Below are 25,410 nucleotides of genomic sequence, written 5' to 3'. Positions count from 1 at the left end.
GTTTTTGCGTGGGCAAAAATGTATATTCAAGTAAAACCAAATGGGCAGTAGTGAAAGATAAAATGAGCGGGCAGTTTACAAATCAAGAAATAATGGATAAGTACGGAATTAAAAATGTATCTCAAATCAAGATATGGATGAAATGGTTCCGTGAGAATGAAGTACATCGATTTAATCAGCCGATTGGAAAACAATATACATATGGACATGGCCCTGATTCTCTGAGTGATGAGGAAAAGAAAGAACGCCAGATTAGTCATTTACAACAGGAGAATGAAATCTTAAAAAAGTATTTGGAGCTCGAAAAGGAGTTGAAAAAGAAGTAGTTCTCCAGCTCGTACAAAAGTTACGTAAAAAATATACAGTAACAGCTATTCTGTCGGCTTTAAGTGTTCCAAGAGCTACATACTACCGTTGGGCATCGGCTCAGCCAGCCGTGTTGTCCAGGATAGAGGAGGCCATTATTTCATTGTGTGAAGAAACAAAATATCGTTATGGCCACAGGAAGATAAAAAAGTTGTTGAAGAGAAAGTACCAAATTGAATTAAATCGAAACACGGTCCAGCGCGTGATGCAGAAATACCATCTACAATGCAGGGTGAAGCCTAAACGTAAATGGAAATCACAAGGAGAGTCCGTGATTATCGCCCCCAACCTTCTACAGAGGAACTTTACGGCAGATAAACCAAATCAAAAGTGGGTAACAGATATTACTTATCTTCAATATGGGTCATGCACCTTGTATTTATCTACTATCATGGATTTATATAATAATCAAATTGTGTCGTACAAGCTTTACACTCATCAACAGACTCCTTTAGTAGTGGATACACTGATGGAAGCACTGAAAATAAGGGGTAATCCAAAGGGAGTCATCATCCATTCGGATCAGGGAAGCGTGTATACTTCTTATGCCTATCAAAACCTGGTAAAAGAAAAGAATTTAGTGAGCAGTATGTCGAGAAGAGGAAACTGTTGGGACAATGCGGTCATTGAGTCGTTCCATTCCAATGTAAAGTCAGAGGAATTTCAATATGTAAAGTATAATTCAATGTCTCTTGAGCTGGTGAGACAGCATGTAGATCAATTTATGAAGTATTACAATGAAGAGCGCATACAAGAGAAATTAGGCTACCATTCACCAATAGAGTTTGGTCAAATGGCAGCCTAAGAGGGTGTTTTATTCGTGTCTCAAATCACTAGGTCAGTCTAGTCTCCTGGTTTTTTCTTAGCAATCGAATCAGAAAATGATTAATATTCTTAAACTTTAATAAAATTTTATTTAGCCATTTCTATTTTATAAACCTTCTAATAATTATTTTTATAAACATTTGGAGGTCAATAAATGAACGTATATTTGGCTGGACCATTTTTTAACTCAGAACAAAATGCACTGTTAGAAAAATTAGAAATAATTTTATTTAACAAAGGATTAAAAGTATTTTCACCACGAAAATACAAAAGCACGGTTCCTTTTGGATCTTATCAATGGCAAAATCAAAACTTTGTTACTGATGTAAATTCCATTCAGTATAGCGATATTATCTTTGCAGTATATAACGATCAGGATCCTGGAACAATGTGGGAAGTTGGATATGCATGGTCGCTTAAAAAACCTATCATTATTTTTAATACTAAAGAAAAAGTGCTAAACCTTATGATTACACAATCTTTACATGCCTATTTAGATAGCTTTGAAAAAGTAATTCATTATGATTTTAATAAATTACCTCGAATACTTTATCATGGAGCTGTAACTTAAAATTTATAATAACAATGGATATGATACATTAGGTAATAATATAATTTTTTCCATTTATTAATATAAAAAATAGATTGTTGACAAATTGATAAAATTATTTATAATTAATTTATCTTGAATTTGAGATAATTAGATTTGAGATAAATTTATATAAAAGTATTAAATGGAAGGTCTTGTTAAAATGGTAACTTTATATTTAACACCTAGTTGTGTATATTGCCGTAAAGCTAAAGCTTGGCTTGAGGACCACCAAATTGCTTTCAAAGAAAGAAACATTTTATCTGAACCGATTACGATCGATGAGATTAAAAAAATTCTTCATCTAACAGAATATGGTACAGATCAAATCATTTCAAAAAATTCGAAAGCTTTTAAAAAATTGAATGGCAACATTGAATCTTTCACACTTCAAGAATTGTACAAGATTATTAAAGATAACCCAGAATTATTACGAACACCGTTAATCATTGATGAAAAAAAGTTACAAGTCGGATATAACGGAGAAGAAATTCGAAGATTTATGCCTCGTAAAAGTCGAATTTTTCAACTTCGTGAAGCTCAACGTATGATTAATTAAATATAAAGTTTAAAATAACTAAAAAAGATATTGACTAAAAATAACATCGTTTAATATTATTTTTAGTCAATATCTTGAATTCGAGATATATTAAAATAAGATATTTTGTTAAAGGAGGTGGTTAAAATGAAAAGAGAATGCACCAATCAACCATTTCTAGAATTGATGAATACTTCAAAAGTAATCCAGGAACGAATAAGGGATGAGATGGCCAAAAATAACCTAAGTATTACAGAATTTTCGGTTTTAGAAGTGCTTTACCATAATGAAAAACAAACGATTCAGCAGATTGGTAATAGCGTCCTAATATCCAGTGGTTCGATGACGTATGTTATTGATAAATTAGAACAAAAAGGCTTATTAAATCGACATCCTTGTCCTGATGACAGGCGTGTCATACATGTCACATTGACTAATGCTGGAATTGATTTGATGGAGAATATCATGCCAAAACATCAAGAATTGGTGAATGATATGTTCGGTTCCTTAAATCGTGAAGAGGCTCAAGTAATAGTCAATCTTTTGAAAAGAATTAATAATAGAGTAATAAAATGATTTTTCAGTTAAAATATCTCTATTTAGAGAATTTTGAATTAAAGTCAATTAATTTTATAAGTGTTTAATCACCATTAAATGTACAAAATAAGATTAGGGATTAGATTAATACAATTTAAATGTTTTCTAAGAATCAGACCATTGAACAGGTTGGGTAAAAAAACATTAGAAAATGGAGTGACAAAAATGACTAAGAAAACAATGGGTATTCACCATATAACAGCAATTGTAGGGCATCCGCAGGAAAATGTAGATTTCTATGCTGGAGTTCTAGGGTTACGATTAGTGAAACAAACGGTAAATTTTGATGATCCTGGTACTTATCATCTTTATTTCGGTAATGAAGGCGGAAAACCAGGTACAATTATCACCTTTTTCCCTTGGGCAGGTGCTCGTCAAGGTATCATTGGTGATGGTCAAGTAGGGGTCACCTCTTATGTTGTTCCGAAGGGCGCTATGGAATTTTGGGAAAAAAGACTTGAAAAATTCAACGTTTCATTCACTAAAATGGAACGCTTTGGAGAGCAACATTTAGAATTTGATGATCCGCATGGACTTCACTTGGAAATTGTGGAAAGAGAAGAAGGGGAAGTCAATACATTCACTTTCGGTGGGGTAACTCCTGAAGTTGCAATCAAAGGGTTTGGCGGCGCTACTCTTTTGTCTGCACAACCTAACAAAACCGGGGAATTGTTAGAAAATGTAATGGGACTTGAATTAATCGGAAAAGAAGGAGATTTCGCTCGTTATCGTTCTTCTGGAGATATCGGAAATATTATCGACCTAAAATTAACTCCGATTGGACGCGGTCAAATGGGTGTAGGAACAGTACACCACATTGCATGGCGGGCTAAAGATGACCAGGATCAATTGGATTGGAAGAGGTATGTTGAGGCGAACGGTTATGGTGTTACACCTGTACAGGATCGAAACTACTTTAATGCCATTTACTTTAGAGAACATGGGGAAATTCTATTTGAAATTGCAACAGATCCACCAGGATTCGCTCATGATGAATCATTGGCGACGATGGGAGAAAAATTGATGTTGCCATCACAATACGAACCGCATAGAGGAGAAATTGAGCAAGTATTGATTCCTATTGAAGTAAGAGAATTAGATTAATTCACGAAAAGGAATAATTGTTTCGATGGACCTATCCGTAAAGTTAGAGAAGATTTCATCCAATCCCATTGCTGAAATGGAGTAGATAAAGATGCAAAAATCAGAAGGTATCCATCATATAAGCGCGATGGTAAACGATGCACAAAGGAATATTGATTTTTATGCTGGTGTACTTGGGTTAAGGCTCGTTAAAAAAACGATAAATTTTGATCGTCCAGAGGCTTATCATCTTTATTTTGGGAATGAAATAGGGCAGCCTGGAACTGTAATAACTTTTTTTCCATGGCCTAAACAGCTTAAAGGTCGAATTGGAACAGGACAGGTGGGTGTGACAAGTTATATTATCCCAAAGGGCTCGATTCAATTTTGGAAGAAACGCTTGCAAAAATTCAATATTGAATTTATTTCATCCGATCGTTTTGGGGAAAGTTATTTGAAATTTAACGACCCTGATGGTCTTCAACTTGAACTGATTGAACGTGATGAAGGACAGATGAATAATTGGAACTTTGGGGGAGTTCAGGCAGAGAATGCTATTAAAGGGTTTAGCGGCACTGTTCTTTTATCTGCTCAGCCACATAAGACCACGGACATGCTAGAAAATATTTTGGGATTAGAATGCATTGGACAAGATGGCGAATTTCTAAGATTTAAATCTGAAGGACAACTTGGAAATACCATTGATATCATGCTAAATCCCTCAGTCCGAGGGCTAATGGGGGCAGGAACGGTTCACCATATAGCATGGAGAGCAAAGGATGACGAGGACCATAGCAGATGGAGAAAACTTCTCCAAGATAAGGGATATCATCCGACAGAAATCCTTGATCGGAACTACTTTAAAGCTCTTTATTTTCATGAAGAAGGAGGAATCCTCTTCGAAATAGCGACCGATCCGCCAGGCTTTTTGGTTGACGAACCTGTTTCTGAACTTGGAAAAAAACTCATGTTACCTTCATGGTTAGAGTCAAAGCGTGAAGAATTAGAAGAAACCTTACCTCCAGTGGTGGTTCGCGTTCTGGAAGGAGATATAAATGATGAAACACATATTTAATAAGGGGACTGATCCATCAAGACCAACTTTACTGTTGCTACATGGTACAGGTGGAAATGAATTAGACCTGCTGCCACTTGCGGGAAGAATTGATGATGAGGCATCAGTATTAAGTGTACGTGGAAATATATTGGAAAATGGAATGCCCCGATTTTTCCGAAGATTAGCTGAAGGAGTTTTTGATGAAGAGGATTTAATATTCCGAACAAAAGAATTAAATGAGTTTCTTGACGAAGCATCACAGAAATATGATTTTGACCGAAATAATATTATCGCTATCGGGTATTCCAATGGTGCAAATATTGCGGCAAGTTTATTATTCCACTATCAAAATGCATTAAAGGGTGCCATTCTTCATCATCCAATGGTGCCGAGAAAAGGAATTGATCTTCCAGATTTGTCAGGGAAGTCAGTATTTATTGCTGCTGGAACAAATGACCCAATCTGCTCACCATTGGAATCTGCTGAACTACAATCGTTACTTGATCATGCAAACGCAAAGGTTGAACTTCATTGGGAGAATAGAGGCCATCAGTTAACCTATGAAGAGGTAGAAGAAGCAGCACAATGGTATCGCAAACTATAATTAAATAATAAAAATTACAGACAATGAAATCGAATGTAAATAAACTGTTTTTTAATGAGAATCAAAAAAATAAAAAAATGGCATCATAAAGAATATTAATTGAAAATGATTGAGAAAATAGGTGGTGTATTAAAATGGGTTTTTTATCTAAACTATTTGGAGATTCATCAGAAAAGGAGATCGAAACAATGACAAATGTAAAATTAGCCGTAATTTATTACAGTATGGGTGGAACAAACCATCAATTAGCAAAATGGGCTGAAGAAGGAGCGAAAGAAGCGGGTGCTGAAGTAAAAGTATTAAAAGTCCCTGAGCTTGCACCACAATCAGTTATTGAAGGAAATCCAGGTTGGAAAGCTCATGTTGAAGCAACGAAGGCAGTACCTGAAGTAACATTAAATGATTTGGAATGGGCAGATGCCATTATCTTCAGTGTACCTACGCGATTTGGTAACATGCCTGCACAAATGAAGCAATTTTTGGATACAACCGGAGGTTTATGGTTTAACGGAAAGCTTGTAAACAAAGTAGTTAGCGCCATGACTTCTGCACAAAATCCTCATGGCGGTCAAGAAGCAACGATTTTATCCCTTTATACCACCATGTATCATTGGGGTGCAATTGTAGCAGCTCCTGGTTATACAGATCCAGTCACCTTCGGAGCAGGTGGTAACCCTTATGGAACAAGTGTTACTGTTGGACAAGATGGGAAAATGATCGAAGACGTACAGGCAGCTGTTAAACATCAAGCTAAACGTACCGTTACAGTTGCGGAGTGGGTCAAAAAAGCGAATCAATAACATTTTGACCGATAAAAAAAGCTAGTCGGAAATTTCCGATTAGCTTTTCAATATGATAAGTTTTGAGTAAAGGGTAATAAGCTCTCTCTTTGTGAACATTAAGGAAAGATATAATCCCCCAAAAAAGGAGAAAAATAGATGACTACTAAACCATTATTCACATCATCTGCAACAGCTCGTGAAGGAAGACAAGGCAGAGTTGAATCATCTGATGGCAAAATAAAAGTGGATTTAGCAATGCCCGGCTCCCCAAGAGCGAAAGAACTACCAAATGCTACAAACCCTGAACAGTTGTTCGCTTGTGGTTACTCAGCTTGTTTCGATGGGGCTTTACAGCACATCGCAAGGCAGGAACATGTCAAATTCGAATCACAAGTAACGGCAAATGTAGATTTCTTAAAAGATGAAGCTGATCAAGGATTCAAAATTGCAGTAACGTTGCAAGTAAAAGGGACCGGTGTGGAAAAGGAAAAATTAGAAGAGCTTGTACATAAGGCCCACGAATTCTGTCCATACTCAAAAGCCACTAGAGGGAATATTGACGTCACTCTCCAGGTTGTTGAATAAATCCAATTCGCTTCTCGCAACTAATTTATTTAAAAGATTAAAAGTCTTATCGAGGACAGGGATCACCAATGTAAGTTGGTCTTAAATTTTTATTTCCAAAAGTTAATACTGAGAATCATAATACGCCTCAGAACAAATGAACTGACCTATTGGTTTGAGACACAGAAAAACAACTTAGCTACCTGTTCCCTAAACTCTATGGGGGACAGGTAGTTTAATTTTTCTTGAGTCGAATTTTATTATAATAATGGTTGAAATCTTTAATCTTTTCCATGCTCTCTTGGAGTAGAATTCTTCCGACTTTAAGGTAGAGTGGAAGGATTCAATGAGGCGTTATCAAAGCAGTTGCCTTTCCGAGACATGCTTTTGATAATGCCGTTTTCTTTTGCACCTATAAAGAGGATTCAGGAGAAGAAATCTTACGTATGGCTGAAGAACAAGTTAAAAAACAATGGGCGAAATAAAAAAATATATTTGAGGAGGAAATTAGTATGCAAGTCGGATTAATAGGATAAGGAAAAATGGGGCTAAATAATCGAAGGGTTACGGTATTATCCTTCATAGCGATCAGGGGGCACAGTACACTTCTTTTAAGCATCATGAATGTTTTTTTTGAGAACTTTGAAATAGGATAAAGAAGCTCTTCATCTTGTTGGGGCATCAACAGAACAGATGTGGAAATAAATAAAGAATTAGCTCCTATCTTCATTCGGCCTGCTCACCTTTTGAAAGAAGTGTAATAAAATATTTCAAAAGAAAAGGATTTTTACAGGTACAACCATTAAGTTAATTTGACTGCCAATCACCTCTTTCCGAAGTGGCTTGGCAGTCTTGAGTTTAGTTTAGGCTCTTTTCTAAAAGATAGTTGTTTTTAATAGGTTTTGTAAAAAGCAAACCGTTTATAAAGACGTTGATTGGAGCGGAAGGTGCGAGACTCCTGCGGGAGCAGCGGGACAGGTGAGACCCCACAGGCGCTTTAGCGCCGAGGAGGCTCAACGCACGCCCCGTGGAAAGCAAGCATCCTGGAGCGGAAATCAACTCCGCTTCACTTTCTGTAAATAGCAACAAAGTTTACGAAAACAGCCTTAAATTAAATAGAGTTAGTATAAGCATATCAAGGCAACAAAGTAAACAGTGATATCTTAAATGTGTTTTTTAGTACCATTTAATTGTTAATCCTGAAAAAACCTCTCCAAAAAATGGAAAGGTTATTATTATTAACGTATATTCTATCTGGAAGATTTTTCGCAAAAATTGAAGTTTCACTTTATAGCCATTTATCAGCCCAATCCTCTACTGTCTTTAGGGCCCTCCCTAATTCCGTCCCTTTTTTTGTGAGTGAATACTCTGTTCGTATTGGGCGATCTGTAATTACATTTCTTAGGACGATTCCGCAATCCTCAAGTTCCTTTATTCGTTCGTTTAGCATTCTCTTACTTAAATCAGGAATATAAGCATGGATTTCACTAAACCGTTTTGGTTCTTCCATTAGAGTGTGGATAATTAATCCCATCCACTTTTTTCCGATAATATTGTAGGATCCTTCGACCTTTGAACATACTTTATCCTGTGTTTCCTTTTCACTCAAGATAAACACCTCCTATTTGTAATGATTGTTACTAAAAGTAACAAGGTATTTCACGATTTAAATAATTATATCGTAATCACACTAATAAATAAAGAATTTATAGATGAAGTCTAAAAGGAAATTAGTATAAAAAAAGTAACCAACATATTAATAGTTTTGTGAATTAGAAGGTTGACAAATCATTTAAATGATTTATAATGAAAATATCTCGAAGTTAAAATATCTTAACTCAAGATTATTTCATTAAAAATATATGATTCGAGAAATTTTGTAAATGAGAGGAGGAGAATAGTTAGAATGGTTCCTAAACAATTACTACATATAAATTAGGGAGGGGTAATGAAGATGAAATCCCTAATTTTAAAATTAGCATTTGTTTATGGAACATGGCTGAAGATATTAAGTAAAGGATACGCATAAGAAATAATAAAATCTAATGAAAGTAAATAATATTAATTTTTTTGCCTATATATCTCGAATTCGAGATATTTTAATTCAAAGTAGTTTGTGAACTTTAGATTGAACACATTTTGAAAAATTACTACAAATAGATAAAGGGAGAGGTTCAGAAGATGAAATCTGTATTTAAAAAATTAGCAGCAGTAGGAATGGCTTTAACAGTCGCACTCGGTGCAGTAGGGGCAGTAGAATTAACCCATAGTTCAGTAACAAAAGCATCAACAAATGAAAATCAACCAGTAAAGGTAGATGACCAATCTACTTCAAAATTATTAACACCATCCAATCATATGTTATTAATGATTGACCACCAGCCGCAGATGGCTTTTGGGACTAAGTCAATCGATGTGGCAACACTACGTAATAATGTAGCGGGATTGGCTGAAGCGGCTAAGACGTTTAAGGTTCCAACTGTATTAACAACAGTAGCATCTAAGTCATTCAGTGGTTCAATCTTCCCAGAGATTAAAAAAGTCTTCCCGGATCAAAAAATTTATGATCGTACATCCATGAATGCTTGGGATGATAAAAACGTAGTACAAGCGATTAAAGATACTGGAAAGAAAAAAATCGTCGTTGCAGGTCTTTGGACTGAAGTTTGTGTCGTGATGCCCGTTTTAGAAGCACTTAATGATGGTTATGAAGTTTACGTGGTAACTGACGCATCAGGCGGTGTGACGGATCAAGCACACAATATGGCAATTGAACGTATGGTACAAGCTGGTGCGACACCAATCACATGGATGCAATATATGCTGGAATTACAACGTGACTGGGCAAATCAAGCTACGTATGATCAAGTACTTTCCATTGCTAAAGAACACGGCGGTGCATATGGTTTAGGTATCCAATACGCAAAAGAAATGTTTAATACTGGTGAAGGCAAATAATTAATATATTTTACCCTAATATCTTTAAATAGAGATATTTTAATCCGAAGTAGTTTGTGGTTCTTAGATCGAACATGTTTTGAAAAAATACTACAAATATATAAAGGGAGAGGTTCAGAAGATGAAATCTGTATTTAAAAAATTAGCAGCAGTAGGAATGGCTTTAACAGTCGCACTCGGTGCAGTAGGGGCAGTAGAATTAACCCATAGTTCAGTAACAAAAGCATCAACAAATGAAAATCAACCAGTAAAGGTAGATGACCAATCTACTTCAAAATTATTAACACCATCCAATCATATGTTATTAATGATTGACCATCAGCCTCAGATGGCTTTTGGGACTAAGTCAATCGATGTGGCAACACTACGTAATAATGTAGCGGGATTGGCGGAAGCTGCTAAGACGTTTAAGGTTCCAACTGTATTAACAACAGTAGCATCTAAGTCATTCAGTGGTTCAATCTTCCCAGAGATTAAAAAAGTCTTCCCAGATCAAAAAATTTATGATCGTACATCCATGAATGCTTGGGATGATAAAAACGTAGTAAAAGCCATTAAAGATACTGGAAAGAAAAAAATCGTCGTTGCCGGTCTTTGGACTGAAGTTTGTGTCGTGATGCCCGTTTTAGAAGCACTTAATGATGGTTATGAAGTCTACGTGGTAACGGACGCTTCAGGCGGTGTTACAGATCAAGCACACAATATGGCGGTTGAACGTATGGTTCAAGCTGGTGCTACACCAATTACATGGATGCAATATATGCTGGAATTACAACGTGACTGGGCAAATCAAGCTACGTATGATCAAGTACTTTCCATTGCTAAAGAACACGGCGGTGCATATGGTTTAGGTATCCAATATGCAAAAGAAATGTTTAATACTGGTGAAGGCAAATAATTAAAACAAGAATAAACCTTCCTATTAAAATAATAGGGAGGTTTTTCAATTCATTGGTGAAGTATTATTAGGTCTTGTACTTTGACATCCCTGTATTCGTAATCTCAACATCTACTTGAATGTCTCTTAGTGAATTCTTTGTGAAGGGGAAAGACTTTCTACTTGTCAACTGCTTACAGTTTGCATACCGATGGCGAAACATTGTCTCTTCCAAATGGTACACGTCTACATTGCTTTTCAGCCCTGCGGTATATGTTGAGCGAATCTCAGCTTTGTTCTTGCCTCTGCTTCTGCTTTCAACTTTTTTGCAGTCATCGCCTTTGGCAGTGACTATGTTCCGATTAGCTTTTCAAAATGTTAAGTTTAGAGTAAAGGGTAAAAAGCTCTCTCTTTGTAAATATTAAGGCAAGACATAATCCCCAAAAAAGGAGAAAATCGATGACTACAAAACCATTATTTACATCATCTGCAACAGCTCGTGGAGGAAGACAAGGCAGAGTTGAATCATCTGATGGCAAAATATAAGTGGATTTAGCAATGCCCGGCTCCCCAAGAGCGAAAGAATTACCAAACGCGACAAACCCTGAACAGTTGTTCGCTTGCGGTTACTCTGCTTGTTTCGATGGAGCTTTACAGCACATCGCAAGGCAGGAACATGTCAAATTCGAATCAGCAGTAACGGCAAATGTAGATTTCTTAAAAGATGAGGCCGATCAAGGATTTAAAATTGCGGTAACGTTGCAAGTAAAAGGGACTGGTGTGGAAAAGGAAAAATTAGAAGAGCTTGTACATAAGGCCCATGAATTCTGTCCATACTCAAAAGCAACTAGAGGGAATATTGACGTCACTCTCCAGGTTGTTGAATAAATTAGTTTAGTGGTTGGAATTAAATTATTTCTAAGCATGAAAGATCTAAGACACCAATATAGACTAAAACGCCTCAGACAAAACCTGAGGCGTTTTAAACATAAATATCCTTCTAAAATATCCTTAATACTCCAGGAAGTTTTAATGAGATTTCCTTTGCCTAGACAGGCATAAGGAGCCATTCCTAATTACCATGGACGTTCACCTTTGAATCTGAGGGGAAAAAGGAGCCAATCCTAATTACCATGGACGTTCACCTTTGAATCTGAGGGGAAAAAGGAGCCAATCCTAATTACCATGAACGCTCATCTTTGAATCTGAGAGAATCCATTATTCTTCAAATCGTTCACATACCACCGAACAATATTTAAATTCTTCCACTAATAATGGAATTAACAGAAAATGCATTTTCTAAAGATGCGAATTTGGATGAAATCAAAGGGGTTATGCATTCTTCCGGTGAAGGGAAATGGACAGTTGAAACAGCTCTAGATCTTCAAGCCGCAACTCCTGTAATCGTAATGTCATTATTGATGCGCTATCGTTCACTTGAGAACGATACATTTACCGGGAAAGTCGTGGCAGCCCTGCGCAATGAGTTTGGCGGACATGCAGTGGTAAAGAAATAAGAATAAGACCCTATATGTATTTTTAATGGTTAAAATGATTTTGTTCATAAACTGAACGAAAAGTTTAAGTCCGCTTTGTATGGGAATCATAAATCGATATTAAGGAGAATTCCTGAATGAATTTTTCTTTTAAATTCTCAAACACACTATCATTTATGCAACATTACGAAATAGATAATCTAAATGAATTTGAAAGGTGGATTTAAGTATGGATATGTATTTATTGCTCGTTACATTAGCAGCCATTGTGATCGTTGTTTTGGGAGTATCGTGGTGGAAATGGCATGCGTTTATAAGTTTAACCGTTGCGAGTTTGTTCTTAGCAATTATGGCTGGTTTATCAATGGATAAAATCGTAAGTGCCTATGAAACCGGGGTTGGGAATGTTCTTGGTCACTTAGTGGGGATTTTGGCGTTAGGTACGATTTTAGGAAAGATGATGGCAGAATCAGGGGCCGGAATGCAAGTAGCGAATTTCTTCGTTCGTTCCTTTGGTGTCAAGAAATTACCATGGGCTATGCTACTTTCTGGTTTTATTATCGGAATCCCGGTGTTCTTTGAAGTTGGTATTTTAATTTTATTACCTTTAGTGATCTCCATTCATAAAACAACGAAACAAAATATATTATTAATCGCTTTACCAGCTATTACTGGACTATCTATCGTACATGGTCTTGTACCGCCGCACCCAGGGGCAATGGCGGCAATAGGGATCTATAAGGCTAATCTTGGAAAAGTGCTACTCTACGCACTAATAATTGCATTGCCTGCAGCCATCATCGCAGGTCCATTATTTACAAAGTGGGTTCATAAACATGTGATTCCTGAAGGAGAACCAGAGTTGATTCGTATTAATACAGCGTCGAAAAAATTACCTGGAACAGGAATTTCATTCTTTGTTATTTTATTACCAGTATTATTAATGATCTTATCAGCAATAGCACCGTATATGTCACTACCTGCAGGCCAGATGAAATTTTTGGCATTAATTGGAAGTCCTATCATTGCGCTTTTGATTGCTAATTTTACGGCATTCTTCTTTCTCGGATTTCGTCAAGGCATGGATAAAAAAGCTATTAAAAAATTTACAGAAGAAAGCCTGCTGCCAGTTGGTTCAATCCTTGCAATCATAGGGGCCGGCGGCGGATTTAAGCAAATTCTTATCGATAGTGGTGTAGGTACAACCATTGCTCAAATGTCCGAACATTTATCACTATCTCCCCTTGTTTTGGCATTTTTGATTGCTGGATTGATTCGAATTGCGACAGGTTCAGCAACGGTTGCCTTAACAACAGCAGCCGGTATCGTTTCACCAGTTGTCCAACACATGTCAGGTGTAAATCTGGAATTGCTTGTTATCGCGACAGGTGCAGGATCATTGATGTTTTCACATGTTAACGATGCTGGATTCTGGATGGTAAAAGAATACCTTGGATTATCCGTAAAAGAAACCTTTAAAACCTGGACAGTGCTGGAGACAATCCTTTCATTTGTTGCTTTTGGCGGTGTATTATTGCTTAATTTGTTTGTTTAGAAACCATACTACTATTAGAAACTATAGAGGAAGTTTAAGTGACACATCTTAAATGTTTTACGCGAAGGAGAGAAGCTAATTTTGAGCTTCTCTCCTTGATTAGGAAATCACAATCACATTCTTAAATTAAGAAAACAGCCATTGAATTAAAAAAGGAAAAGCACTCTCTTGACAGAGCATCTCTGATTAAATACAATATTTCTAGAAATACTGAAATATGAATTGTTGAAAGGAGGTTTTTAGCGGTGAAAGATGATGATATTGCGGTAAAAGTCTATAAGGCACTAGGTGAATCGACTCGTTTACAAATCGTAAAATTACTTGCAGGGCAATCAGAGTTAGCTTGTCTGGAAATGGCAAATCAATTAAAAGTCCCTGCCAATTCAACATTGACGCATCATTTAAAACCATTACTCGATTGCGGATTGTTAGCCGTTCACAGAGAGGGAACCTTCAGATTTTACAGTTTACAACGAGAAGTTCTTGCACAATACGCTCCCACTTTACTTTAATGTTAAAGTGGAATAATTTTAATTTCAATTCTTGGAGGTACATTTGCACATGCCATTTTAACCGAAGATAACTGTAGAAATTAATGGAGTTAGACCACCAATCTATCAATGGATGGGTACCCTCGGATAGGAGCTGACAATATGAATGACAAAATCGTAATGCCGGTATGGACGTTCGGACTGTTTATCGTCATGATGAACACGACGATGTTTAACGTCTCCATTCCGAGCATTATTAGGGATATCGGGGTTTCGGCGTCTCTTGGATCGTGGATTGTTTCAAGTTACTCAATCGGATATGCATTATCAACGGTGATTTACAGCAGACTCTCCGACGTCCTGCCGATTCGAAGATTGCTGTCTGTTGGACTCATGATACTGGGGCTTTCTTCCGTATTCGGCATCTTCGCGACGAATTTTCAAGCTCTGCTAATAGCTCGGATTGCGCAGTCCGCCGGCGCTGGCGTGATGCCGGGACTTGGCCTCGTTTTAGCCAGCCGGTATATTCCTTATGAAAGGCGAGGCAGAGCAATTTCAATGATTTCGGCGGGAACTGCCATGGCTTTTGGACTCGGGCCAATTATCGGTGGGTTGATCAGCGAGTACATCGGCTGGAAAGGGTTATTTGCTGTCTCTTGCCTTGTGCTTGCTCTTCTCCCGATTCTACTGCGCCTGCTTCCCAAAGAGGGGCCAAAGCCTTTCCGGTTTGACATAACTGGCGCCTTCCTGACCGTCGTCCATGCGGTGACTCTTCTGACCGCCGTAACGCAACGCTCAGCCGCCTGGCTGACAGCCGGATTGTTATCGATTGCTGCTCATATCTGGCACCTCAAACGCACGAAAGAATCGTTTATCAACCCGGAACTCTTGGCAAAGCCAATGTACCGGAAATTGCTTGTTGTAGGTTTCTTCCTTATGGTGCTGAATATCGGAAACTTGTTTTTAATGCCACTGGCACTTGCTAATCTATTTGGCAAATCTCCGTTGGCTATCGGCTTTACTATCGGACCAGGAGCAGTTTTTTCAGCCTTTCTCACGTTCTTCATCGGACGCTGGATCGATCAGTACGGCAGTGTGCGGTTTCTGATTCTCGGGCATGGGATTTTAGCTCTCGTTTTGATAGCCTTTTGGGCGGACCTAGGCACATCATCGACTGTCATCTTGTTCGGGTACCTATTCTTCTCGCCCGCGACCTCCGTAACGTTAGCTTCGTTAAATTACGAAACGTCACGTATTTTGCCGACCAAGTTGATCGGCTCAGGCATGGGATTTATGCAGCTCATCCAGTTTTTCGGCGGTTCGTTTTCCGTTGCGGTTTGCGGTATATTACTCGAATTTCAAAAAGAGAATTCGCTGGTCCGTGCCTATGAAAATGTGTACGGCGCTTTAATTGCGGTATGCATTTTCTCGTTAATCACGCTCCTCTGGTATATGCTATCCGTCCGTCGGTCAGAGTCTTCGAGGGGTAACATAACGGAAAAAGTGCGGGCGTGATAGCGAAATAAATTAACAATTTAAGAATCAAGAGAAAAAGGATTTAAGGGCTGTACAGTGTAGGATTGTTTAGGTGCTGGTCAAAAAGTTTCTCAAGTCACTTTCAATGGACAAAGTTGGAAGGAACATCCTAAAAATAGCTAAAAAAATGTTTAATTTATTTCCCGTCATGGAACAATAATATGAAATGATTGAGTTTATCGCCGAAATACGGCTCTTTGGTTATTACCGTTCATGTGGGTCATATCACACAATATGACAGTACAGTGAAAAAAATTTGGTAAATAAAAAGAGGCCAGTAAAATTATGGAGGTATTGACACTTACCTATTAGTAAGTTAGAATTACACTATGGAAAATCGAAAAGTACAAATAATAGATTTAGCAATGCAGTTAATTCAACAAAAAGGGTATGTAGCGTTTAGCTACGATGACATCTCTAAACAGCTGGGTGTCACAAAGGCAAGCATTCACTATCATTTTGAGAAAAAGGAGGATCTAGGGGCTGCGATTACCGATAGGATCATGCAACGATTGGATAGGTTTTCGAATAGCAATGCCTCTATAGCCTCTTTATCGCCAAAAGAGAAGCTAGAGAAGTTTTTTACGGACAGAATGGAACGCTTTAGTTGTTATGATATTTGCCCAATCTCGTCCTTACAAACAGATTTTGAATCTTTGCCTGAGGCAATGCAGAAAAAGGTAAAGGAAATAAGCGAAAAGGAACTACTAATTATTACGAACATACTTCGGGAAATACAGGAACAAGGTGACCTTCAATCTTCAGACGATGTGGAATCTCTTGCCCTAATGATTTTGGCTGCTAGTAAAGGAGTTCTTCAATACCAACGTGTACTTGGAAAGGACTTTTTCGCCGATTTTATGAAACAAGTAAGCAATCTTACTGTTAAATAGCAGCTTACATTCCAACAACCGTTACTACCGCTCCTAAGTAAAGGTTGTTGGTAATAAATTGTATTCTAAACTAATCACTTTACTTAGATTTCATAAACGAGCAAGACAACTTATTATAAAGTATGGATAGATCGACTCTTAAAAAATTACGTTTAATGACAATTAAATTGGAATTATTTCGAAGGAACATTATGCTGCAAAAAATAGCTTTATATGTTCCTTTGTTTATTACATATTATTTGTGATGGCAGTTCAAATTAACATATATTTACTATTTTTTGTAAAGTTACGAAGTGAATTAATGAAATAAAATAATAAAAAAGGTGGTCATCAGGTTGAAGGCTGTTCTTGTGGATGAAAGAAATCAGGACTTGTATATAGGAGATGTCCATGACCCTATCCCAACCGAGGGGGAGTTGCTTGTGAAAGTCAAAGCATCTGCTGTTAACCGTGCCGATCTGTTGCAGCGTAAAGGATTGTATCCACCGCCTCCTGGAGCATCGAACATTCTTGGATTAGAGATGGCTGGTGTGATTGAAGGTGTCGGGAGCGGTGTGACCGGTTGGAAAGAAGGTGACCGTGTGTATGCTTTGTTGACAGGCGGCGGATACGCAGAGAAAGTTGTCATTCCCGCAGAAATGGCGATGAAAATACCGGATGGGATGAGTTTTGAGGAAGCCGCTGCCGTTCCGGAAGCTTTTCTGACAGCATTTTTAAACACAGTTGAATTAGGTCATTTGCAATCAGGAGAGGATGTTCTGATTCATGCCGGAGCAAGTGGTGTCGGGACAGCTGCTATCCAGATTGCAAAGGAATTAGGGGCAACCAGCATTGTCACAGCCGGATCTGCTGAAAAGTTAGATAGATGTTTAGCTCTTGGGGCCAATTATACTGTAAATTATAAAGAAGAAGATTTTTCTAAAAAGGTTCATGCGGTTACCAATGGAAGCGGCGTCCAACTGATTCTCGACTTTATTGGGGCCTCGTATTGGGATGCCAATATCAAATCCATTGGTATCGATGGGAGATGGATTTTGATTGGGGTACTAGGGGGGCAACAATTAGCCAATGTGAATTTGGGGGCATTTCTGCAAAAAAGGATACATTTTATCGGCTCATCATTAAGATCAAGGAGTAAGTCTTTTAAGATTGAGCTAACTCGTAAGTTTGAAGCATTTTCGAATGAAAAGTTTGCAAATGGAAAACTGGCTCCGATTATTGATCGTGTTTACGAATGGCAGGATGTAGCCGCAGCTCACCAATATATAGAGGAAAATCGGAACATTGGTAAGATTGTTCTGAAAGTTGAATAAGAACGAATTTAAGTTAATTTAACCATACATCATTAAATGCTAAATTAACACTGTTTTACATGGGACGGATTTTCCTTCTATCTTTCAAAGCCAAAAATGCCCTGGATTCCACAACACGGTCAAACACATACATACACTCTTTGTTGTTTACTATGATTTCCAGCTGACCACGGTTATGTTATTTGGCAGTTGCCATCAACGGCTTTTTCAGGGGAGGAAATTCCTTTTTCCATTGGAATAGATTCCGATTCATATTAATGCTGAATATTTAATAGACCATGCAATATGTTAGCGTATACATACTAAACGGTCAGTATTTAAAGCGAGGAGGCTGCAACTCAGATGATGGATTATCCACTTCTGGATTCACCCTCGCCTGACAACAGTTGATACCAATTTCATCATGACAGACAAAGCGACGATTCCTCTCACCTCATTACCAAATGGCTATTCTTACGAAGATTTGATCCATGAAGAAACAGCCTATGAATTTCCCAATTTTAGTGAATGACAAATAAGAGTTGCTGAATCACTCTGCCACACAAGTTACCAAATGGCGGCTACCTGATGATGTTTTATTCCTCATAGAAATTCCCAAAACGAGTGTTGGTGAGTTTTCCAAAAAAACATTGCGAGAATTGTACGTAGCTGGCAAACTGACCGGAGCCCAGCAGCGAGAGATATTTAGCTAAATTTGGTATTTGTATAAATATATATTTATATAAATATTTATGAATAACCGCCTTAAAGTACATCCGAAATGAGGGGGGCATATGCAACGTATTGGATATGCCGCATGAAGAATTCTTATGGATGTTCAATATCAATCAGCATAGTGTGATTTATGGCATCCAAGCGGCCGGGAATGCGATGGAAGGGGGTGATTATCATGCAGGGTTTTGTGGAGTTAAACAATTTTGTAATGTTAGGTTTGTCCGGGTTATTGAAAAAAACACTGCGTTATAAAGGGGAGCCCAGTCCGAAGAAATTGCTAATGTGATAGCCTTTGCAGCATCCCAAGAAGCCACCTACATATAGCTTCCGATTTGCTTGTTGATGGCGGCAGGTTGTTTAAATAATGCTGGTAAATTTTATTAAAGAAGGGGAAGATTTTTATGACACAAGAACATTTGGTAGTAGAAAAATTAGGCCCAGTTTTATCGTTAACCTTGAATCGGCCACAGAATTTAAATGCTTTTAGCCCGGAAATGTTTTTGGGATTAAAAGAAGCCCTGAAGAATGCTCAAACCGATGAGGACGTTCAGGTCATTGTGTTATCTGGTGCTGGCCGCTCGTTTTGTGCTGGCGGGGATGTAAAATCGATGGGCGCAGGAAGCGGCATTCAAGTCTATGAGCATATTGGAAAACTGAATGAGTTGATTCTTTTGATGAAAGAGACGGAAAAGCCGATTATTGCTTCCGTTCATGGTTTTGCTGCCGGAGCGGGTTTCAATTTGGCACTGGCCTGTGATTTGATTGTAGCGGAAGATGACAGTAAATTCGCCCTTAGCTTTTCGCAGGTTGGCTTAATCTCCGATGGGGGAGGATCTTATTTTCTGCCAAGATTAGTAGGTCCGCACCTGGCCAAACAATTCTTCTTTACTGCCGAACCCATTCCGGCAGAGCGTCTTTATCAATTGGGTGTTATCAATTATTTGTATCCATTGGAAAAACTTCAGGAAGAAACTACTAAACTGGCATTAAAATTGGCGCACGGCCCTGGTAAATCATTTGGAAAACAAAAGAAATTAATAGACCAGGCATTGACTGCCTCGTTAGCTGAAATCCTGGAACAGGAACGGCTGATTCAAACTTTAATGGTGCAAACCGAAGACCACCAGGAAGGCATTGCCGCATTTATAGAGAAGCGGAAGCCTGAATTTAAAGGAAAGTAAATGGTAACAGTTGCTGAAACATCTAGTTCATTTACATCAAGTTTCTAGTATTCTAATGTTTATGCATTAAGCATTGGCCCCTTACTCAGGTTAGTGAAATAACGAATATTAATAAAGCTTGTATCAATGATTACTTGGTAATCTAAGATACAGGCTTTATGTTTTGGTGACTATTTGTTCTTATATTAATAACCAGAAGAGTCTGCTTTACCAGTAAATAAGGCAACACTTGAGCTTGAACCAATTCTTGTTGCTCCCGCCTCTACCATGGCTTTCAAATCGTTAAGATCACGAACGCCGCCGGAGGCTTTTACTCCGATGTCTGGGCCTACTGCTTTTCTCATTATTGCAACATCCTCGACTGTTGCCCCGTACAAAGAAAAGCCTGTTGATGTTTTGACAAAATCAGCTCCCGCTTTTACCGCTAATTCACATGCGCGAACTTTTTCTTCTTTTGTTAATAAGCACGCCTCTATTATTACTTTAACTAATGCTTTTCCTTTTGCAGCATCTATAACCACACGAATATCTTGCTCTACCAGTTCATCATTTTTATCTTTCAATGCCCCGATATTGATTACTGTATCGACTTCCGCAGCGCCATTCTCAATTGCATTTTTTGCCTCAAACGATTTTGTTTCAGGGGTATTGGCCCCTAATGGAAACCCAATCACTGTACAAACCTTTACATCTGTTTCTTTTAAAATTTCTGCTGCCTTTTGTACCCAAGTTGGGTTTACACATACAGAAGCGAAACCATATTGCTTTGCTTCTTCACATAGCTTTACAATTTCTTCGTTTTTTGTGTCCGCCTTTAATAATGTATGATCAATTAAATTTGCATAATTCAAATGAAACAGCCCCTTTCAAAATAAATAAGAAGAGTAGTTGTCAGACGACCAACAACAATATTCGTTACGATTATAACAAGAAAATCACTTAAGTAAACATTCATTTTATATTTCGATAAATCGTCACATTTCATACAATTCACTTCCAGTTTCATTTTCCCCAGATTATATCTAGGTTTTATTGGCGTGTGGAATTCATTAAAATAAGTGGATGGTTAAAATATTATAAAATTGGATGGTTATATTTCTGAGATGGTCTATATTATAGGAGGGATAGATAGTATCTTTCAATTTCCACTTATGTTGCCGAAAATGAAAAAAGGTAGAATTCGTTAATTGAATTCTACCTTTTTATTGGGCCAAAATTCATTTTACTTTTATAAGTTAAGCTGTTTCTTTTACCTTTTTTTCAATTTTTCCTATAGTATCATTTTCAATATATCGTGCAATGAGAGAACCAACAAGTAAGGACCAAACGGGCGCACATATACTTAATAAGGTAATCTTTGATAAGGCAATAATGAAGGCAAATACAGTACTTATTTTCATTGTTTGCTTTGAGAAAGATTGATGCAAACTATTTCCAAATACACCGAGAAGCGAAAATCCAACAATCATTGAATTGAACTCTTTCGGTAAAGCTTGGATTAGTGGAACCAGTTTCCAAGAGAATAATCCGTAGACGAGAAGAAGAACACCCGCCACTACAGCCCCCATGTATCTTTTTTCCTTTGGACCTGCCTCTTCATCTGCACATATTACGGTTGCCATACCAGCAATATTTGCAGACTGACCTCCAAAAAAGCTTGTTATGATTGAAAATAATCCGCTAAAGGAAATAATTTGATTGATCGGGGGCCGATAATTATTTTTTTCCAATGCACCGACCGCAACTGCTGCATCGTTACTTAATATGAGAAAAACAAGCGGGATAGAGACAGAAAGGAAACTTACTATATTAAGATCAGGTAATTGAATTTCGGGCATAATCACTCCAGAATTCCATTTAATGTTATTCAATGGATAGAACAGGATCAATAATATAGTTCCAATGACAATCGCTGCAATTACAGGCGGAATTTTTATTTTCCACCTGCTAAAAATAAAAAAGGCCACCAAAGGAATAAATCCAATTAATATTAGCTTGTTGATGGAAACAATAAAATTCACCATATAGTTTGTAATCATTCCTGCCAGCATTGCGGAAATAATTTCATTAGGCACCAACTTAATCAATTTTGAGAAAAATCCCAGAAATCCAATGAATACCATTAAAATGCCTGAAATGATATATGCTCCGACAAATTCATGGTAGCTAAACTGCGATGTCATCGTTGTCAGGAATGCAACACCAGTAAGCGTATGGCCGCCAACAATCGGTATCCGACTATAAATGGGAAGAATAATGCCAAATAATCCTCCAAATACATAGACTGCAAATATCCATAGAATCGTCTGTGTGTAACTGAAGTTTCCCTTTGTTGCTGCTTCCAATATAAGAGCAGTAGGTCCCGTAATAATGAATATTCCTGCAATCAAACCTGCCGAAATATTTTTATGATTTAAATCCTTATGGGATACTCTATTCCTGCTATTTCTATCCTCTGGAAAACTATTCATGTTTCTCCCCCTTTTTATATGAAGTGCTTGCTATGTATTCTATAAAAATTATGAATTTACGTAATTTTAGCTATTCCTTCATAATAAAAGATATAACAGCTTTTTAACCCTCCAATCAAATATTTTTATTACCATCCATTTTAATTTATGTTTCAGGACAGCCTTATGAAGAATACATTCAACAACACATATTTAATCCATTAGGAATGATCAACTCAACGTAAAAAATTCCTAACAATTTAGTGAAAAGCTATGATGTGAAAGCAATTGGTTTTGAAACTTGCTTGGTGTATTCTTTTAATAATAGGAGTAAAAGCATCCAAGATTTTAGTTTAAAAACAAACAAAATGGGGTCAGACATTGGTCCGACCCCATTTTATCGAAGAATTGGTAATCCATTCTAGATTTTGAATGGAGTTAAACAAAACTTAGTCTAATTTTATTATTAAAAATTTGATTCCTATTTGAAAAAACAAAAGATCCTGCTGAATAATTGATGTTTAGCTCATGATCGTACGTTTCTTCAATGTCACCGTCAATCATGATGTTTATACCATCTATATTCAATAATTTTTCATAAGAATAATTCTCTCTTAACGGGACTACTTTCATTTCATAAATAGTGTTTACAATATCACAACTGCCCGGATCCATAGATAATTGAATCATCTTATCGTGACTTACTTGACTCAGCGCCTCTTTCGCCTGATCTGTAATGGTAATGTTCATAAGGTTGTTGTTTCCTCTTTTCATATTTTATTTTTATTTTTCCTCCATTAATCTCCTCTATCCAAAACATGATTATATTAATAACACAAATTTTGAAAGACAAGAAAAGGTGATTAATGTCACAAAAAGTTCAAATATTTATAAATAAATTTTTGTTCCGTTTGGATGGTCCACCAAGCGACGATTTTAGCGTTTTAAAGGGCTTTCAGTTAAAAGTGGATGATTATATTTACTGATAAATGGATGGTTATTTATTAAATTCCATATATTATACTTTTAAAGTGGATATACTGATAAGGCTAATACAATTGGTTCTTGTTAGGTCAAAGTTCAATTATCTAAGATCACGAATATTTTATTAGAGGTGTTACATGAAGATTTTAACCACCTTGGTAATCGCAGTTATCATAATCGCCCTTATTTCAACATTATTAATGGTTGGAAAAGCAGACGTAAAATATAGTAGTTCTACAAAAAGAAACACTACAAATTTGACATTGATTTATGCTATTTCTATTCCATTAATTTTAATTGCTCTTGTAATATTTATTGTGTTTTTTACTTAATGTCTTCAAAAACCGTTAGAACCTATTGTCACAATGACGATAGGTTTATTTTAAAATTAAAGATTACTTCGGATTTAAACAAATAAAGGAAGACAATAATTTGAATATAAACAAATTAAAGATAATAAGGAATGTATTATATGGATTGGAAACCAGATCGAACATCAAAAAAAGCTATTTATAAACAACTGGCAGAATATATCGAAAACGGAATTGCGGATGGTACTTTTCCACCAGATAAACCATTGCCTTCTGAGAGAACCTTAGCTAAAGATCTCAATATTAATAGAAGTACAGTTGTGGCTGCATATGATGAATTGGAGTCAAATGGGCTAATTCAAAGAACTAGAGGAAGCGGTACAACTATAAGTAAAGATATTTGGGGAATTACCAAGAAACGTATTCCTTCCTGGAACAGGTATATTGAAGCGGGATCCTTTTTACCTAATTTGCCTGTAACCCAGAGGATTAGGAGAGAAGCCGTAGAACATAAGTTAATTAATCTAGCTAGTGGAGAACTTTCAGAGGATCTATTTCCATTGAAATACTTAAGGGAGATTACATATTCTCGGTCGTTTATTGGAAGCTTAGGTTATGATCATCCGCAAGGAAACGCAATATTACGAGAAACCATTGCAAAGCATGTTAAGCAATATCGAAAAATAGAAACGAATCCTTCATCCATCTTAATTACCTCTGGCGCACAACAAGCATTACACTTAGTGGTTCAATGTCTATTAAAACAAGGTGATGCAGTTGCATTGGAAGATCCCTCTTACAACTATAATCTTCCAATATTTAAATCAGCAGGACTGAGACCTTATTACATTCCTGTAAACCATGATGGTATCAACCCGGATGACTTACTTTCCTTGCATAAAAAGCATCGAATACGAATGATTTTCTTGAATCCTTCTTTTCAAAATCCAACGGGAGGTTTACTTAGTGAAAAGAAACGGAAAGCGATTCTTGAAATATCTTCAGAACATGGGATTCCCGTCGTTGAAGATGACCCTTACAGTTTAACATCTTTTACAGGGGAAAAGGTCTCTACATTAAAATCAATGGATGTCAATGGAAATGTTTTATATATAAGCTCTTTATCAAAGATCGTTGCTTCAGGATTAAGGATTGGTTGGATCATAGGCCCAACTTCTGTTATTGAAAGACTCTCAGATGCGAAACAGCAAATCGATTTTGGTCATGCAAGTTTTACACAGTGGATCGCAAATGATTTTATAGAATCCGAAAATTTTCATTCTCATATTGCAAATTTAAACAAACAATTAGAAAAAAGAAGAGACCAAATTATTAGAAGTCTTGAATTTTATTTAAAAGATGAAGTTGATTATTCCACCCCTATGGGTGGCATTCATATTTGGTGCAGGATAAAAAAAGAAGTGAATGAAACTCAATTACTCGAGGAATCAATCAAAAAGGGAGTCATTTATGTCCCTGGCTATACGATGGGGTCTCAAAAAGGTTTTGTTCGTTTTACATTTGCAAGGGAAAATGAAGAATCCATTGATAAAGGAATTAGAAGGTTTGCGGAAGCACTTGCGTCTACAAATATTTGAAGTTAGAAGGGATCATGGTATTGACGTGATCCTTTTTTTGAATAACAA

General features: G+C 37.0%; 25 protein-coding genes and 5 pseudogenes. 24 read left to right on the top strand and 6 right to left on the bottom strand.

The window, feature by feature from the left end:
* Window positions 1-8 precede the first annotated feature (8 nt).
* From ABES02_RS01595 to ABES02_RS01555, 9 genes are all read left to right on the top strand, one after another.
* Window positions 9-1,171, top strand: a protein-coding gene (locus ABES02_RS01595) for an IS3 family transposase (RefSeq protein WP_430129855.1) whose coding sequence is annotated in 2 segments (ribosomal slippage) — window positions 9-285 and window positions 285-1,171 — 1,164 coding nt in all. Because the reading frame shifts where the segments join, the coding sequence is not laid out codon by codon here.
* A gap of 174 nt (window positions 1,172-1,345) precedes the next feature.
* Window positions 1,346-1,762, top strand: a complete 417-nt coding sequence (locus tag ABES02_RS01590) for a nucleoside 2-deoxyribosyltransferase (protein WP_430129852.1) — start codon at window positions 1,346-1,348, stop codon at window positions 1,760-1,762.
* A gap of 181 nt (window positions 1,763-1,943) precedes the next feature.
* Entirely contained in the window at window positions 1,944-2,339 is a 396-nt protein-coding gene (gene spx / locus ABES02_RS01585; protein WP_430129849.1) for a transcriptional regulator Spx, read from the top strand.
* A 126-nt stretch (window positions 2,340-2,465) separates the two neighbouring features.
* A complete protein-coding gene (locus ABES02_RS01580; protein WP_430129846.1) occupies window positions 2,466-2,894 on the top strand; it encodes a MarR family winged helix-turn-helix transcriptional regulator in 429 nt (142 codons plus the stop codon).
* Between the two features lie 186 nt (window positions 2,895-3,080).
* Entirely contained in the window at window positions 3,081-4,019 is a 939-nt protein-coding gene (locus ABES02_RS01575; RefSeq protein ID WP_430129843.1) for a ring-cleaving dioxygenase, read from the top strand.
* A gap of 91 nt (window positions 4,020-4,110) precedes the next feature.
* A complete protein-coding gene (locus tag ABES02_RS01570; protein ID WP_430129840.1) occupies window positions 4,111-5,073 on the top strand; it encodes a ring-cleaving dioxygenase in 963 nt (320 codons plus the stop codon).
* Window positions 5,054-5,659 carry an alpha/beta hydrolase gene (locus tag ABES02_RS01565; RefSeq protein WP_430129837.1) on the top strand — a complete coding sequence of 202 codons (606 nt, stop codon included), beginning with the start codon at window positions 5,054-5,056 and terminating at the stop codon, window positions 5,657-5,659. The genes ABES02_RS01570 and ABES02_RS01565 overlap by 20 nt, the downstream gene beginning before the upstream one ends.
* A gap of 134 nt (window positions 5,660-5,793) precedes the next feature.
* Window positions 5,794-6,459 (top strand): NAD(P)H:quinone oxidoreductase, encoded by a 666-nt coding sequence (gene wrbA, locus ABES02_RS01560; protein ID WP_430129834.1) that lies wholly within the window; start codon window positions 5,794-5,796, stop codon window positions 6,457-6,459.
* Between the two features lie 138 nt (window positions 6,460-6,597).
* On the top strand, window positions 6,598-7,026 hold the full coding sequence (locus ABES02_RS01555) for an organic hydroperoxide resistance protein (RefSeq protein ID WP_430129831.1): 429 nt from the start codon (window positions 6,598-6,600) through the stop codon (window positions 7,024-7,026).
* Window positions 7,027-7,172: 146 nt separating this feature from the next.
* Here ABES02_RS01555 and ABES02_RS01550 read toward each other — a convergent pair.
* Window positions 7,173-7,415 (bottom strand): annotated as a pseudogene (locus ABES02_RS01550) (IS3 family transposase); the annotation flags it as partial.
* Window positions 7,416-8,293: 878 nt separating this feature from the next.
* Window positions 8,294-8,614 carry a winged helix-turn-helix transcriptional regulator gene (locus ABES02_RS01545; RefSeq protein ID WP_430129828.1) on the bottom strand — a complete coding sequence of 107 codons (321 nt, stop codon included), beginning with the start codon at window positions 8,612-8,614 and terminating at the stop codon, window positions 8,294-8,296.
* 749 nt (window positions 8,615-9,363) lie between these two features.
* Here ABES02_RS01545 and ABES02_RS01540 point away from each other — a divergent pair.
* The 11 genes and pseudogenes from ABES02_RS01540 to ABES02_RS01490 all read left to right on the top strand — a co-directional run bounded on the left by ABES02_RS01540 (window position 9,364) and on the right by ABES02_RS01490 (window position 18,124).
* Window positions 9,364-9,963, top strand: coding sequence for a hydrolase (locus ABES02_RS01540; RefSeq protein WP_430129901.1), 600 nt, complete (start codon window positions 9,364-9,366; stop codon window positions 9,961-9,963).
* A gap of 298 nt (window positions 9,964-10,261) precedes the next feature.
* Window positions 10,262-10,861, top strand: coding sequence for a hydrolase (locus tag ABES02_RS01535; protein WP_430129898.1), 600 nt, complete (start codon window positions 10,262-10,264; stop codon window positions 10,859-10,861).
* A gap of 438 nt (window positions 10,862-11,299) precedes the next feature.
* Window positions 11,300-11,728, top strand: a pseudogene (locus ABES02_RS01530) (organic hydroperoxide resistance protein).
* Window positions 11,729-12,111: 383 nt separating this feature from the next.
* Window positions 12,112-12,357 (top strand): annotated as a pseudogene (locus tag ABES02_RS01525) (phosphogluconate dehydrogenase (NAD(+)-dependent, decarboxylating)); the annotation flags it as partial.
* A 208-nt stretch (window positions 12,358-12,565) separates the two neighbouring features.
* Window positions 12,566-13,891 carry a GntP family permease gene (locus tag ABES02_RS01520; protein ID WP_430129825.1) on the top strand — a complete coding sequence of 442 codons (1,326 nt, stop codon included), beginning with the start codon at window positions 12,566-12,568 and terminating at the stop codon, window positions 13,889-13,891.
* A 245-nt stretch (window positions 13,892-14,136) separates the two neighbouring features.
* Window positions 14,137-14,403, top strand: coding sequence for an ArsR/SmtB family transcription factor (locus tag ABES02_RS01515; protein WP_430129822.1), 267 nt, complete (start codon window positions 14,137-14,139; stop codon window positions 14,401-14,403).
* A 141-nt stretch (window positions 14,404-14,544) separates the two neighbouring features.
* Window positions 14,545-15,897, top strand: a complete 1,353-nt coding sequence (locus ABES02_RS01510) for an MFS transporter (RefSeq protein ID WP_430129819.1) — start codon at window positions 14,545-14,547, stop codon at window positions 15,895-15,897.
* Between the two features lie 30 nt (window positions 15,898-15,927).
* Window positions 15,928-16,075: pseudogene (locus ABES02_RS01505) on the top strand (pentapeptide repeat-containing protein); the annotation flags it as partial.
* Window positions 16,076-16,088: 13 nt separating this feature from the next.
* Entirely contained in the window at window positions 16,089-16,181 is a 93-nt protein-coding gene (locus ABES02_RS01500) for a DUF2292 domain-containing protein (RefSeq protein ID WP_430129816.1), read from the top strand.
* Window positions 16,182-16,247: 66 nt separating this feature from the next.
* Complete coding sequence (locus tag ABES02_RS01495; RefSeq protein WP_430129813.1) at window positions 16,248-16,811, top strand: TetR/AcrR family transcriptional regulator; 564 nt, start codon at window positions 16,248-16,250, stop codon at window positions 16,809-16,811.
* A 335-nt stretch (window positions 16,812-17,146) separates the two neighbouring features.
* Window positions 17,147-18,124, top strand: a complete 978-nt coding sequence (locus ABES02_RS01490; RefSeq protein WP_430129811.1) for an NAD(P)H-quinone oxidoreductase — start codon at window positions 17,147-17,149, stop codon at window positions 18,122-18,124.
* 115 nt (window positions 18,125-18,239) lie between these two features.
* Here ABES02_RS01490 and ABES02_RS01485 read toward each other — a convergent pair.
* Window positions 18,240-18,357, bottom strand: a pseudogene (locus tag ABES02_RS01485) (IS4 family transposase); the annotation flags it as partial.
* Between the two features lie 550 nt (window positions 18,358-18,907).
* On the opposite strand from ABES02_RS01485, the gene ABES02_RS01480 reads away from it, so the two are divergent.
* Together ABES02_RS01480 and ABES02_RS01475 are read left to right on the top strand one after the other, a co-directional pair.
* Window positions 18,908-19,090, top strand: a complete 183-nt coding sequence (locus ABES02_RS01480) for a hypothetical protein (protein WP_430129808.1) — start codon at window positions 18,908-18,910, stop codon at window positions 19,088-19,090.
* Window positions 19,091-19,239: 149 nt separating this feature from the next.
* Window positions 19,240-20,019, top strand: coding sequence for an enoyl-CoA hydratase/isomerase family protein (locus ABES02_RS01475; protein ID WP_430129805.1), 780 nt, complete (start codon window positions 19,240-19,242; stop codon window positions 20,017-20,019).
* 185 nt (window positions 20,020-20,204) lie between these two features.
* On the opposite strand, the gene deoC is transcribed toward ABES02_RS01475, so the two are convergent.
* The 3 genes from deoC to ABES02_RS01460 all read right to left on the bottom strand — a co-directional run bounded on the left by deoC (window position 20,205) and on the right by ABES02_RS01460 (window position 23,219).
* Window positions 20,205-20,870 (bottom strand): deoxyribose-phosphate aldolase, encoded by a 666-nt coding sequence (gene deoC / locus ABES02_RS01470; RefSeq protein ID WP_430129802.1) that lies wholly within the window; start codon window positions 20,868-20,870, stop codon window positions 20,205-20,207.
* A 384-nt stretch (window positions 20,871-21,254) separates the two neighbouring features.
* On the bottom strand, window positions 21,255-22,490 hold the full coding sequence (locus tag ABES02_RS01465) for a benzoate/H(+) symporter BenE family transporter (RefSeq protein WP_430129799.1): 1,236 nt from the start codon (window positions 22,488-22,490) through the stop codon (window positions 21,255-21,257).
* Between the two features lie 417 nt (window positions 22,491-22,907).
* Window positions 22,908-23,219, bottom strand: coding sequence for an iron-sulfur cluster biosynthesis family protein (locus ABES02_RS01460; protein WP_430129796.1), 312 nt, complete (start codon window positions 23,217-23,219; stop codon window positions 22,908-22,910).
* Between the two features lie 371 nt (window positions 23,220-23,590).
* On the opposite strand from ABES02_RS01460, the gene ABES02_RS01455 reads away from it, so the two are divergent.
* Entirely contained in the window at window positions 23,591-23,785 is a 195-nt protein-coding gene (locus tag ABES02_RS01455; protein WP_430129793.1) for a hypothetical protein, read from the top strand.
* 140 nt (window positions 23,786-23,925) lie between these two features.
* Complete coding sequence (locus ABES02_RS01450; protein WP_430129790.1) at window positions 23,926-25,362, top strand: PLP-dependent aminotransferase family protein; 1,437 nt, start codon at window positions 23,926-23,928, stop codon at window positions 25,360-25,362.
* Window positions 25,363-25,410 lie beyond the last annotated feature (48 nt).

The sequence above is a fragment of the Neobacillus pocheonensis genome, from assembly GCF_050477905.1.
GTDB classification, from domain to species: Bacteria; Bacillota; Bacilli; order Bacillales; family Cytobacillaceae; genus Neobacillus; species Neobacillus pocheonensis_A.
This window is presented reverse-complemented; position numbering and strand designations above follow the sequence as displayed.